Below are 13,196 nucleotides of genomic sequence, written 5' to 3' on the forward strand. Positions count from 1 at the left end.
TTCTGAAGCCTAGGATTCGTGCATGTTTCAACTTTACACAAGTAACCGTCTAGAGGATTTGGCCGTGTTGCTTGCGAAGATTTTGGCTATTTCACCGCCAGAAAATCCGTTTGATGATGAATCTATCTTGGTGCAGAACCCCGGTATGGCGCAATGGCTGAAGATGTTTCTGGCCGAGTCTCATTCTATTGCTGCGGGTTTGGTGTTTCCTTTGCCTTCTACCTTTGTTTGGCAAACTTTTGCGCAAAGCCTAGACGATATTCCGGCGCAAAGTGAATTTAACAAGCCTTTCTTAGTATGGCGCTTAATGCGGTTGTTGGACTCTCGTCTTGGTGAACCAGAGTTTCAGGCATTAAGTTGGTATCTTGAAGAAGACGATACCCAAATCCGCCGCTTCCAATTGTGTAGCAGTATTGCCGATATTTATGACCAATATCTGGTTTACCGACCTGATTGGATCAAATCTTGGGAAGGTGGTGAAGCACAAGACCCCAAGCTGAAAGCCATCTTTGAGCAGCAACCTTGGCAAGCCATTTTGTGGCGAGATTTGGTCGCTGATGTCAGCCAGCAGGGCACGTCGCTTTATCATCGCGGCAATCTTATTGAAGCCTTGCATGACAAGACTCAATCCTCTGCGAGACCGGTTGGCGTTCCTGAACGAATTTTTATTTTTGGTGTGTCTTCCTTGCCGCCAAATACTCTCGAATCTCTTCGTGTATTGGCCGCTTCTGGCTGGATTGATGTGCACTTGTTTTTACAGAATCCTTGTCGTTTTTATTGGGGTGATGTGGTTGATAAACATTACTTAGGTCGTGAGATAAAACGCCAAACCCTAAAGCCTGGATTGAGTACCGATACCTTGCATCTTGATGCTAATCCTCTGTTGGCAAGCTGGGGGCGCTTAGGTCGAGATTATATTGCTCAGCTGCAAGAGATGGCTGACAACGAGTTAGAAGTCTTTGAAGACTATCTGAGTGAGCATTCAAGTGGCTTGTTGCAATGGATTCAGCAAGATGTACTGACTTTAGAAAATCACGGCTCTAAACAAGAAAGAGACGCCAGCATCGCCAATGCCGATTATCGACATCCCATTGCTGTTGATGATCAAAGTATTCGTGTACACCTCTGTCATAGTCCATTGCGGGAAGTGGAAGTGTTACACGACCAACTTTTGCAAATGTTCGAGAGCGATCCGAGCTTGACGCCAAAAGACGTTATCGTCATGTTGCCCGACGTAAACACCTACAGCCCGTTTGTTAAAGCCGTCTTCGGTAATATTAAAGGTGGCGCACAGGGCAGAAAACACATTCCATTTGCTTTGATTGACCAATCTGGTGGCATGGAAAACCCAATTGTTGATGCCTATTTGTATTTGCTTGGTTTGGGTGAAAGCCGTTTTACCTTGTCAGAATTGATCAGCGTATTAGAAGTTCCCGCCGTGTTGGCGCGTTTTGAGTTAACCGCCGATGAATTAGAACGTATTCGCCAGTGGTCAACAGAAGTGGGTATTCGCTGGGGGTTGGATGGCAAAACCGCTCAACAGCACGATTTACCGATGCAAGAGTCTCATACTTGGCTGAATGGCGTGCGCCGCATGTTATTGGGTTACGCCATGGGACATGACCATATTTGGGAAGGCACGTTAAGTTACGGCGATGTGGAAGGTTTAGAAGCGTCTGTGGCCGGTAAACTCGCTGAGTTTTTGGTCGCCATTAATGATACTCAAGCGAAATTGATGGAATCTCTCGCCCCGAAAGAATGGATTTCAACCTTGTATTACTTGGCGGAACGATTTTTTTTGGTCGACGAAGACGATGCGTTTCCTGCCTTGTTGAGTAAGCAGCTAGACGCGTTAACGCTGCAATGGCAGCAAGCGCATTTTGATGCACCATTGGATCAGCAAGTGTTACGTCAGTTGCTGTCGCCGTTATTGCAAGAATCCCAAGGCGGTCAACGATTCCTAGCGGGACGAGTGAACTTTTGTACCTTGATGCCAATGCGCTCGGTGCCTTTTAAAGTTATTTGTGTGTTGGGTTTAAACGAGGGCGATTATCCACGTAGCGTTGCACCGATGGGTTTTGACCTGATGGTCGGACAATATCGCAGCGGCGACCGAAGCCGACGTGAAGACGATAAATACTTGTTCCTTGAAGCCTTAATGTCAGCCCGAGATTGTTTCTATATCAGTTATGTCGGTCGCAGCATTCAAGACAACAGCGAAAAGAATCCGTCGATCTTAGTAAGCGAGTTGTTGGAATACATCGGCCAGAGTTGTGTGTTTGAAGGCGATCAAGCATTAGCGCCAGACGAAGCGCAGAAAGCTTTACTAGAACGACTGATTGTCGAGCATCCGTTGCAGCCTTTCAACGCGGCTTATTACTTTCAACCTCAAAGCGGTTTTCAAGAACAGGGCACGTTGCAAGAATCTACTACTCAGTTTGATAAACGCTTATACAGTTATGACGAGCAATGGCTGCCAGCCTTGCTAAGTGTTCCTGTGGACGACGAATACCATGAGTTCTCACCACTCGATGGCTTAGAGCAACCAAGGTTAGATCTTGCCCTTGATGAGCTGTCGCGCTTTATTGGGCATCCGACGCGTTACTTTACTCAGCGCCGATTAAAAGCCTATTTGAGTCTGCAAGAAGAGGAAGAAAAAGAAGACGAGCCGTTCGCTCTGGATGGCTTGGCGGGTTATCAATTACGCGAAGGTTTGCTGCAAGCCATGCTAAAAGGCGATGAAGATCAATTCGTCGAGCGTTTGTCTCTAATGGGCGCGTTGCCTTATGGCGCGTTAGGGCGTTTGTCTTTGCAGCAGAGCCGTGGCCAATGCCGTCAGTTGTTGTCTGTATTGCAAGGTTATGCGTTGGAAGAGTGTGAACCGATTGAAGTCAATTTGGCGCTTGGCAGTATTGTACTGCAAGCGTGGTTGGATTTACCGACGGCGACCACGCGTTTGTCTTATCGCATCGGTGATTTATCCGCTCATCAAAAAATGCAGGCGTGGATCGAGCATTTGGCCTTATGCGCCCAAGGAACGCCAAAACAGCATCATCTTATTAATCTGTCTAAAACCGGCAAGTTGCTACAGCACAGTTTTATTATCATTCCACCGAACGATGCCCAAGAACATTTAAACAACATGCTGGCTTTATTGCAGCAAGGCTTATGTCAGCCGATTGCTTTGCCAGCCAAAAGCGCCGATGCATGGTGCAAAAGTTATTGTTCGAGCAAAACGCAAGAAGACGCGGATATCGCTTGGGAGCAGGCTTTGAAACTCTATCAAGACAACAGCAGCGCCTTTACTCGCAGTGAGGTGGACGATGCTTATTGGCAGCGTTATTTCCCCGATTTAAATCGCCAAAAAGCGCAGTTTGTCGCCTTGTGTGAGCAAATCTGGTTGCCCATGCATCGTCATTTGGAGGTGATGGAATGAGTCTTTCTACCGACCTAGTTTCTGTTAATGCAGAAGCCTTGAACATGATTCCTGAGCCGCTAAACGCCTTAACCTTTCCATTATTTGGCAAACGCCTAATCGAAGCCAGTGCGGGCACAGGGAAAACCTACACCATTGCCAACTTGTATCTGCGTTTGCTGGTGCCGACTGGGCAGTCTTTATCTGGAAATAACGGAGATTTAGATAAACCGCTGACAGTGGATCAAATCTTGGTGGTGACCTTTACCGAAGCCGCTACTGCCGAGCTAAAAGCGCGGATTCGTGGACGCATACGTGCCGCGCGAAAAGCCTTGTTACAAGGTAAAAGTAGCGATGTGTTTCTGGCTGATTGGCTAGCGCAAATGTCAGACGAACAACGCGCTGGTGCCATTGAAAAACTGCTGTATGCCGAAAAGCAAATGGACGAAGCCGCGGTATTTACCATTCATGGTTTTTGTCAGCGCATGTTGAGCCAGAACGCCTTTGAAAGCCGCATGCTGTTTCAACAAACCATTGAGACCGACGAGCTCGCGCCATTGTCTATGGCGGTGAAAGACGTCTGGCGCAGTGTGTTTTATCCGATGGACGACACCAAGGCGGCCTTAATTCAGCCTATTTGGTCGAACCCTGATGCTTTGCTGAAAGACTTATATTTACTGAACAATCAGCCCGACGCCAAAATCGCCGTGCCAGATTACGATTGGGAAAGCGCGTTAAGTCAGGCTCAACAAACCATGGCTGCGGTTCGCTCCATGTGGCTAGATCAATCGCAAGACATCATTGATGCCCTTGAGCGCAGCGGCATTAAACGCACTTTTTGGCGCAAAGATCCGTCGAAAGACATTCAAGCCATAACGCAATGGGCGAACTCGACGCGTTTTGAGTTAGACAAAAGTCTTGAGAAATTTGATAGCAATGAACACTCTAGCCGATTGAGCAAAGGTGGCGACCTGCCGGCTCACGAATTCTTTGGCTTGGTGCAAGCGCTGCGTGAAAGCTTTCCTGATGCAGGTCGATTAAAAGCCGTATTGCTAACTCAGCTTTGGCAGCAAACACAAGAACGCATGAAACGCTGGAAACGCAGTACGCAATCGCTGACCTTTACCGATTTGCTAACCTCTCTCGATGTGGCGTTAACGAAAGACGAAGCAGGCAAATTAGCCGAACGCATTCGTCACCTTTATCCGATTGCTTTGATCGACGAATTCCAAGACACGGATGCGGTGCAATATCGGATTTTCTCTACCATTTATGCGCCAGCGACTGTTGATCAAAATACGCTTGGTTTGATCATGATTGGTGATCCTAAACAGGCAATTTATGCCTTTCGTGGCGCGGACATTTACACCTATTTGGCGGCCAAAAAACGAGTCGACAGTGTGTATTCTTTAGCAACAAATTACCGGTCTTCCGCGGCAATGATTCAGTCGGTCAATGGGCTTTTTACCACACAAGCGGAACCCTTTCGCGTCACCGGGATTCCCTTTGTTGAAGTACAAGACCGTGGCGTTGCCAGTGGTTTTTCTCGACAAGGTCAAACACAAGCCGCTCTGCAATTTTTGTATCAACGCAGTGACGAGCCAGTTTCTGCCAAAGATTATCGTCAAACCATGGCGGAATCCTGCGCAGCGCACCTTCATGAGTTGTTGTTGGAAGGGCAGCAAGGCGAAGCTCTAATTGATGGCAAAGGCGTGCGACCAAAAGATGTTGCTTTGTTGGTGACTAACTTTAGCCAAGCCAATGCCTTGAAAGACGCATTACGTCAGCGAGGCATCGCCAGTGTGTATTTGAGCGATAAAGGTTCCGTGTTCGAAACCGTCGAAGCGCGAGAATTATTGATCGTGCTGACGGCGATCTTATCCAATGGACAAGAAAGCAAACTGCGTTCGGCGTTGGCAACCAGCTTGGTTGATTGGTCATTGGAAGACTTAGATACGTTAAATCACGACGACGTGGTGTATGAAAAATGGGGGCAAGCGTTCCGAGATTATTTAGAGCTCTGGGACAAGCAAGGCTTGTTGCCTATGTTGCGCGAGTTTATGCAGGACGTTGCCTTGGCGGCGAATATGCTCAGTCATACTGGTGGCGAACGTCGCTTAACTGACTTTCTGCATTTGACCGAAAAGCTCCAGCAGAAGTCTCTTGAGTTGGATTCCAAAGAAGGCGTTTTACGTTATCTCAGATTGGCGATTCAAAACCCGAACGGTAACAGCGACGAGCAAAAAATTCGCCTTGAAACCGACGCGGAATTGGTTCGAATTGTCACCATTCACAAAAGTAAGGGCTTGGAATATCCAATAGTTTATTTGCCTTTCGCGTTTACGCCATATCGTGACCAGGACAGTTCGGCTTTGTATCACGATGCACAGCAGCAATTGTGGATTGCCATTGATCCTGATGAAGCACAAACCGAGCAGCACAAAGAAGAGCTGTACGCGGCGGAAATTCGGTTGGCTTATGTGGCGTTAACCCGTTCCAAAGAGGCCTGTTTTATTGGTTCAATGGAAGTGGGCAAAAAGTCTAATAAGACGCGTGGCGCCGTATCGGATGTTCATCTTAGTGGTGTTGGTGCTTTGATTGGCGAAGGCGAGTTGCTTGAAGCTGGCGATTTGTATCCAAGTATTGAACGTCTTTGTGAGCGTTATCAAGATGGTCAAATGCAGTTATTGGATTTGCCTGAAGAACCACAGCGTTTACCACGATTCAAAATGGCGGCTTTTAATAAGGTGCAGGACGAATTGATCGAACCTCATGCACGAGACTTTACCGGACGTGTGGAACGAGATTGGTGGGTCGGTAGTTATTCCTCGCTGGTGGTGGAAGATAAAGAGCATCACGATGAAAGTGTACCCGGTTTGGATGAAATGACGCGTTTCGTCGATCCTTTGCTGGACAATATGGAAGTGCCTGAGTCGCCATTGGAGCTACAACAAAAGGAACCGGAAAAGAATCGTTTCACCTTTCCCAAAGGCGCAAAGCCGGGGACTTTCTTGCATGACACGCTGGAAGGCAAAGCGCTGCATGATGTGTCTGCTAATCCGAGCTTTAAAGACTTATTGAAAACCAGTCACCATAAGCTGATGGCTGATTTTTACCAACGTCAGGGTTTCGATGAATGGCAAGACGTATTGAGCGAATGGTTGCCTGATATCGTCAACACTGAATTGATGGCGGGAATGAGTCTGGGGAGTTTAGCGCCGTCTGCTTGTCGCAAAGAAATGGAGTTTTTTATTCCGGTGACTGGCATGAACGCCTTGCAGCTGGATCGGATTTCTCGTGAACACGATGAGGTATCGCGAGTCGCGCCGATGATTCAGGATAGGCCGTTAAAAGGCATGTTAAAAGGTTTTATCGATTTATTATTCGAATACCAAGGTCGTTATTACGTGCTGGATTATAAGTCGAATTACTTGGGTGACGACTTTGCCGATTACGAGCCAGACAAGCTGGTTCATGCCATCGCCGAGCACAGATACGACTTGCAATATCAGCTTTATACCTTGGCTTTGCATCGCTTGTTGAAGCAGCGTTTGCCAAATTATGACTACGACAAACATGTTGGTGGCGTGGTGTATTTGTTCCTGCGCGGCATGCAGCCAGAACAGCAAACAGGGATTTTCCAAAGCCGTTTAAGTCTTGAGCATGTGACCGCACTAGATAAGTTGTTTAGTGGCAAGGAACAAAGTGATAAATCAATGGATAGCAAATCGGACGAGGAGGCGGTGCAATATGGACTTTTCTAATCAGTTAGGTTTGCTCGACTCTCTTAATGAAAAAACGCTTGAAGAAAACTCTCCTGCAGCAACGTTATTCAGTTTGTCCGATTGGCAAGCCAAAGGCGTATTGCGAGCGATTGATTGTCAGTGGATTGAGCAACTGGCTCAACACGCCAACGAAGGTAATCCAGACCAAGGTAATAATGCTGTTCATATCGCCGGTGCCTTGTGCAGTGCTTATCTTGGTGCAGGTCATATTTGTATTGATCTGGCGACCATTTGGCAAATGCCGCCAGAAGACATTGACCTAGACGAGTTACGAACGGCGTTAGGAAATAGCGGCGTGAATAGTGTTGCAGCTTGGTGTGAAGCATTGCAGGCGAGTCGTTTGGTTTCGTTAGCAGAGAGTGTCACTGAACGTCCGATGGTATTGGCAGGCACGCGTTTGTATTTGTATCGTTATTTCCAATATGAGCAACAAGTGCTGAATTATCTCAAAGGACAATTTTCTGTTGTGCCTTTTGCTGTGGATGCTGGTTTATTAGCGCAACTTTTCCCTAACAAAGCGGACGTTGTAGATTGGCAAAAAGTGGCGGTTGCCAATGCGGCGAGTTTGCCTTTCTCTGTGATCAGCGGTGGCCCCGGAACTGGAAAGACAACAACTGTGACACGCTTGTTGGCGTTGCTGGTGGCTCAGTCCCTTGCTGAAGGTAAGTTATTGCGTATTGAGTTGGCAGCACCAACAGGCAAAGCGGCGGCGCGTTTGACAGAGTCTATTTCAAAAGCCAAAGCGGATTTGCCATTAAGTGACGACGTTAAGCTTGCCATTCCAGAACAAGCCAGCACCTTACATCGTTTATTAGGCAGCGAATTTGGACGTAGCCGTTTTAAGCACAATAAAGAAAACCCTCTACATCTGGATGTGTTGCTGGTTGATGAAGTGTCCATGGTGGATTTGCCGATGATGGCAAAATTGATTGATGCGATGCCAATCCATGCGCGACTCATTTTATTAGGCGACAAAGACCAGCTTGCCTCGGTAGAAGCCGGCAGTGTGTTAGGAGATTTGTCCTATGGCATCGAAGAGGTTTACTTCCAACCAGAATGGGCTGAACGCCTTGGTAATCTTACTGGGGAAAATCTTGCTCCGTTTGGTAATCCATCGGCTCCGCCAATTAGCCGAGCGCTTACTTTGCTGCGCACCAGTTATCGCTTTGACGTTAATAGTGGCATCGGACACTTGGCAAAAGCCATGAACGCAGGCGACAGTCAGGCTGTTTTGCGTTGTCTGCAGTCTAATTACGCTGATGTTGAGTGGCGAGCACCAGAAGAAGGGCAAACCAAAGCGGATATTGCGACATTGGCTAAAGGTTATGACGATTACTGGGAAGCGGTGCGTCAGAATCTCGATATTGCAAAGCTGTACGAAGTTTTTTCACGTTATCAGATTCTGACTGCCGTTCGCCAAGGTGAATTTGGTGTCGAGAAGGTGAATGCTCAGCTGGAACAGTATTTCTATCAGCGAGGGCGAGTAAAAGATCCCCATGTTTGGTATCCGGGAAAAGCGGTGATGTTAACGAGAAACGATGCAGCATTGGGCTTGTTTAACGGTGATATTGGCCTTTGTATGCCCGATGAGTTTCAGCGTCTTCGCGTGTGGTTTATGCAGCCTGATGGCTCTTTTACCGGCTTGTTACCGAGTCGTTTGAGTGAGTTTGAAGTGGTCTTTGCGATGACGGTACATAAATCCCAAGGCTCTGAATTCGATCAGGTTGCCTTGTTATTGCCTATGACGCCATCACCAGTGTTAACCAAAGAGCTGCTTTACACGGGTATTACTCGAGCGAAGCAGTCTTTTACATTGTGGGGATCAAGCGGATTGATTCGGGCAGCGACCACTACTCGTATTCAGCGTTATTCTGGACTTATTGGCGAGCTTTGGCATTGATATTGAGGTATTCGACTCCATTATTCTTAAAACCTTTAAAAAGCGAATAAAAGCTCAGGCTAAATAATCTTGTTACGCGATTCTTGATGTGATTTTTTTATGTTAGGGTAAGCGGCATTTGAACACTGTAAAAAATTAAAATTTCGACATTATGTAAAGTAGGAAAGAGTAGCAACAATGGCAAAAGAAATTGTTTTAACCGGTGTTACCACCACAGGCACTCCACACCTAGGCAACTATGTGGGTGCAATTCGTCCTGCGATCGAAGCGAGCCGTCAAGAAAACACGGAATCTTACTTCTTCCTTGCAGACTATCATGCGTTGATCAAGTGTCAGGATCCAGAGCGCGTGAAACAGTCTCGTTTAGAAATCGCGGCGACCTGGCTAGCGTGTGGTTTAGATACTGATAAAGCAACTTTCTACCGTCAGTCTGATATTCCTGAAATTGCCGAATTGAATTGGCTACTGACTTGTGTGACCGCTAAAGGTTTGATGAACCGCGCCCATGCTTATAAAGGTGCTGTCGATGAAAACCTTGCCAACGGTCAAGACCCAGATTTTGGTATTACCATGGGCTTGTTCTGCTATCCAGTGTTGATGGCGGCAGATATTTTGGCGTTTAACGCGCATAAAGTGCCTGTTGGTCGTGACCAAATACAGCATATCGAAATGGCGCGAGATATTGCGGGTCGTTTTAATCATTTATTTGGTGAGCATTTTGTATTACCTGAAGCCGTTGTTGGCGAAGAGGGTTCAATACTTAAAGGTCTAGACGGTCGTAAGATGAGTAAGAGCTACAATAATACGATTCCATTATTTGATACTGAGAAAAAGCTACAAAAAGGTATCAATAAAATTAAAACAAACTTGTTAGAGCCAGGTGAAGCTAAAGACCCTGAAGACTCTACCGTGTTTGATATTTATAAAGCGTTCGCAACGCCTGAGCAAACAGCACAAATGCGTCAGAATTATGCAGAAGGTATTGCATGGGGCGAAGCGAAGAAGGAACTTTTTACTTTGGTTAATGGTCAACTATCTGAGCCGCGTGAAAAGTACCTTGAGTTAATTGCGAATCCTGCTCATGTAGAAGAAGTGTTACAAGCAGGGGCAGAGAAAGCGCGAGCTCGTGCACGTGGAATGATTTCAGACTTACGCAATGCCGTTGGTTTGGTCAACTTTAAATAAAGGAGAGTTTTGTGAAAACAACAGTATTTGCCATGTTAATGGCGTTTGTTTTGGCAATCGGCGCTGGCGGTTATAGTGCGGATGTTCAGGCTAAAAAGTTTGGTGGTGGTAAAAGTTTTGGTAAAAGCTTTTCTGTTTCTAAACCTAAAAGCACTGCAGCTAATACAAGCAGTACGACGAACGCTGCAGCTGGCGCTAAAAAACCTGGATTTTTGGGTGGTTTAGGCGGCGGTTTGTTAGGTGGTTTGTTAGCTGGTGGTATTTTTGCTGCCTTGCTAGGAAGTGGTGCTTTTGATGGCATTTCTTTCGGTGATATTTTGCTATTTGCTGTGATTGGTTTCTTGATCTACAAGTTCTTTATCGCACCAAAACGCCGTGCTGCTCAGGCTCAAGCCAGTGGTGCAGGTACGAATGGTATGTTCCGCGAAGTGCCAAACTCAACTCGCGATAATGTTCAGCCTTCTCCAATGTCTGGAATAAGTGGCTTTGGTGCACAACCAGAGATTAAGCTTCCACCAGGATTTAATGAGCAGGCGTTTGTTGCCGAAGCAAAAAATCATTACATCACGCTGCAAAAAGCGTGGGATGACAATAATTTTGATGAAATTCTTGATTATGTTAGCCCTGAGCTTTACAACCTTTTGGTTGCAGAACGTGCGACTCATGGTGATAACAAACCGCGTACCGAAGTTATCTCTTTGATGGCTGAGCTGGTTCGTGGTGAATATATTGGTTCAATAGCTTCTATCTCTTTGCAGTTTTCAGGCTGGATCAAAGAAGGTGATCAGACTTCCGATACAAATGAAATTTGGCATTTGGAAAAGAATATGTCTGATGCAAATGGAAATTGGACAATAGTTGGGATACAACAAGACAACTAATTGTTACTTAACTTTGCTCGTAGACTCATCATGGTTTGTTTAAACTAGACAAAGCTTGTGATGAGTTCTACATTACTCTTATTAAACTGAATATGGATGTGAGCCATGTCTGAATTAGCGCCTATTAAAGAAAATGGGAAAGCCTTATCTGAATCGAAAAAAGGCGAGTTGTTACAGTATCTAACTTTTAAGCTGATTGACGAGACCTATGGTATTAACGTCATGCAGATTAAAGAAGTGCTACGGTATAGTGAAATCGCCCCAGTTCCAGGTGCGCCTTCTTATGTATTAGGCATTGTTAATTTACGTGGTAATGTCGTGACGGTAGTGGATACTCGAGTACGTTTTAGTTTGCCAGAGTGCACTATCACTGATGATACTCGGATCATTATTATCGAACACGATGGCGAGCAAGTTGGTTTGCTTGTTGATGCAGTCCAAGAAGTATTCTATTTATACCAGGGTGAGATTGAGCAAAGTCCTAGCGTTGGTAATGATGAAGCATTGAAGTTCATTCAAGGTGTTTATCAGAAAGAAGAAGAGTTGGTTATTTTACTTGAGCTTAACCGTATGTTTGAACGCAATGATGCACTTGGCATCGAAGCGATGAATTAAACCAACAGATTCTTTTTGAACGGCTCTTTTATTGAGTGAATATAGAAAAAACCATGCCGCCGCGCATGGTTTTTTTATGCCTAAAATTATATTTTATAGGCAGTGGTCTTGAAGCTTATCTTTCCCAATAAGCTTCTTCAAGGCTGTCTTCTCTTTCTGGTAATCCTCTGGATAAGCGAGACGCGTTTTGAGCAAGGATTTCATAACTCACGCGGTTTGAATATTTGCAGATCTGTGCGAAAGAAGAATAGGCTAGAAATGGCGCCAAGTGTTTGCTGGAGTTTGGAATAACTTCTTTGTGAAAATGATTGGCAGAAATATCATGCAGTAAAGCCGATAGCGCGCCATCACCAGCGCCATTAGTGTTGCGGATTTTCTCTGGACCACCCATATACGGGTCTATATGAGAAAAAACTTTCACCGGTTGTTTGCACGCCTCGCGCAACATTGGGCGACTAAATTCCCAGCGGTTAAAATCTGCCAAACTACCAGATTTTATCGGGTGTGTGGTTTCACGTCTTAGTTCATCATCAGTATGTCCGCATAAATACATGCCATCAGGGCCAGCGGTAAGCAGCACAATGTCTACATGCTCTAGAATTGCACTGGCGGCTTGTAATGGATCTGAGAAGCCCGTTAATGCTTCGGCTTCTAGTTCATTCATCGCTAGTACGTTGACGTATTTTTTAATCAGTTCGAGTAACTCTTCGCGATTATCTTCTACAAGGTGCTTGGTGCCTAATGTTAATACGGTTGGAACATGGTGCAGGTGAGCGTATTCCAAGGCTTTTAACATAGCTTGTTTAATCGGTTTGCCTTGGTGGCGCAATGGATAGGCGCATGTTACCAATGCTGCACTTCCTGCGATGATATGTTCGGGTATGTGATCGACGTCTAGTTCATCCATGTCACCGGGGGCGATAGCAAAAGTGCGTTCACCATCCGGTGTGATCAAGGTAATACCTCGGCCAATATCACCAGGTACGCCTTGTAAGTGATTCATATCGACTTTGCTGCTGGTATGGCAGATATAATGGTAAGCTGGTGACCCTAAAGTGATGTTGGCTGACATAACACCAAGTAGTACAGATTTGTCATCGGCTAATACAGAATAGTTATGAATGGTGTTGCCAATGGTGCCACCGGCAAAATGATCAGAGATACTATTTTGTGCTGTTAATTCGCTGTAAATAGCGGAGGCTGTATCAGCATCGACAAGATTTGATAAGCCTTTTTGGATATTAAATGTCTCTAAAAATTGATCAGAGACATTGGCGACCACGTCGACAATGGTTTCATCCAAACCAACAATGTAAGTATCTTTATCGGGATGAACTTCCGATGTGGGCAAAACGGGCTTTGGTTGGGAAACTGGAAAGTAATGTTTAAGTTTGCGTCTGCCGGGAAACTTCATA

Annotated in this window: 7 protein-coding genes; 6 read left to right on the plus strand and 1 reads right to left on the minus strand. The window is 45.8% G+C overall.

What is annotated here, in order from left to right; translation table 11 throughout:
• The first annotated feature begins 22 nt into the window (after nt 1-22).
• From recC to BUA59_RS18725, 6 genes are all read left to right on the plus strand, one after another.
• Entirely contained in the window at nt 23-3,436 is a 3,414-nt protein-coding gene (recC, locus tag BUA59_RS18700) for an exodeoxyribonuclease V subunit gamma (protein ID WP_072841195.1), read from the plus strand.
• Nucleotides 3,433-7,179, plus strand: a complete 3,747-nt coding sequence (gene recB, locus BUA59_RS18705) for an exodeoxyribonuclease V subunit beta (protein ID WP_072841196.1) — start codon at nt 3,433-3,435, stop codon at nt 7,177-7,179. The genes recC and recB overlap by 4 nt, the downstream gene beginning before the upstream one ends.
• Nucleotides 7,166-9,100 carry an exodeoxyribonuclease V subunit alpha gene (recD, locus tag BUA59_RS18710; RefSeq protein WP_084122540.1) on the plus strand — a complete coding sequence of 645 codons (1,935 nt, stop codon included), beginning with the start codon at nt 7,166-7,168 and terminating at the stop codon, nt 9,098-9,100. Before recB ends, recD begins: the two co-directional genes overlap by 14 nt.
• Nucleotides 9,101-9,277: 177 nt before the next feature.
• Nucleotides 9,278-10,285, plus strand: coding sequence for a tryptophan--tRNA ligase (locus BUA59_RS18715; protein ID WP_072841197.1), 1,008 nt, complete (start codon nt 9,278-9,280; stop codon nt 10,283-10,285).
• A gap of 11 nt (nt 10,286-10,296) precedes the next feature.
• On the plus strand, nt 10,297-11,166 hold the full coding sequence (locus tag BUA59_RS18720; protein WP_072841198.1) for a Tim44 domain-containing protein: 870 nt from the start codon (nt 10,297-10,299) through the stop codon (nt 11,164-11,166).
• Nucleotides 11,167-11,271: 105 nt separating this feature from the next.
• Nucleotides 11,272-11,781: a chemotaxis protein CheW gene (locus BUA59_RS18725; RefSeq protein ID WP_012070905.1), complete on the plus strand. Its 510-nt coding sequence runs from the start codon at nt 11,272-11,274 to the stop codon at nt 11,779-11,781.
• A 115-nt stretch (nt 11,782-11,896) separates the two neighbouring features.
• On the opposite strand, the gene BUA59_RS18730 is transcribed toward BUA59_RS18725, so the two are convergent.
• Nucleotides 11,897-13,195, minus strand: coding sequence for an inosine/guanosine kinase (locus BUA59_RS18730; RefSeq protein WP_072841199.1), 1,299 nt, complete (start codon nt 13,193-13,195; stop codon nt 11,897-11,899).
• Nucleotide 13,196 lies beyond the last annotated feature (1 nt).

This window comes from Marinomonas polaris DSM 16579 (assembly GCF_900129155.1).
Taxonomy (GTDB): domain Bacteria; phylum Pseudomonadota; class Gammaproteobacteria; order Pseudomonadales; family Marinomonadaceae; genus Marinomonas; species Marinomonas polaris.

Coding starts and splice junctions, on each gene's coding strand:
- BUA59_RS18730 (WP_072841199.1), bottom strand. CDS start 13,195: ATGAAGTTTCCCGGCAGACGCAAACTTAAACATTACTTTCCAGTTTCC.
- recC (WP_072841195.1), top strand. CDS start 23: ATGTTTCAACTTTACACAAGTAACCGTCTAGAGGATTTGGCCGTGTTG.
- recD (WP_084122540.1), top strand. CDS start 7,166: ATGGACTTTTCTAATCAGTTAGGTTTGCTCGACTCTCTTAATGAAAAA.
- recB (WP_072841196.1), top strand. CDS start 3,433: ATGAGTCTTTCTACCGACCTAGTTTCTGTTAATGCAGAAGCCTTGAAC.
- BUA59_RS18725 (WP_012070905.1), top strand. CDS start 11,272: ATGTCTGAATTAGCGCCTATTAAAGAAAATGGGAAAGCCTTATCTGAA.
- BUA59_RS18715 (WP_072841197.1), top strand. CDS start 9,278: ATGGCAAAAGAAATTGTTTTAACCGGTGTTACCACCACAGGCACTCCA.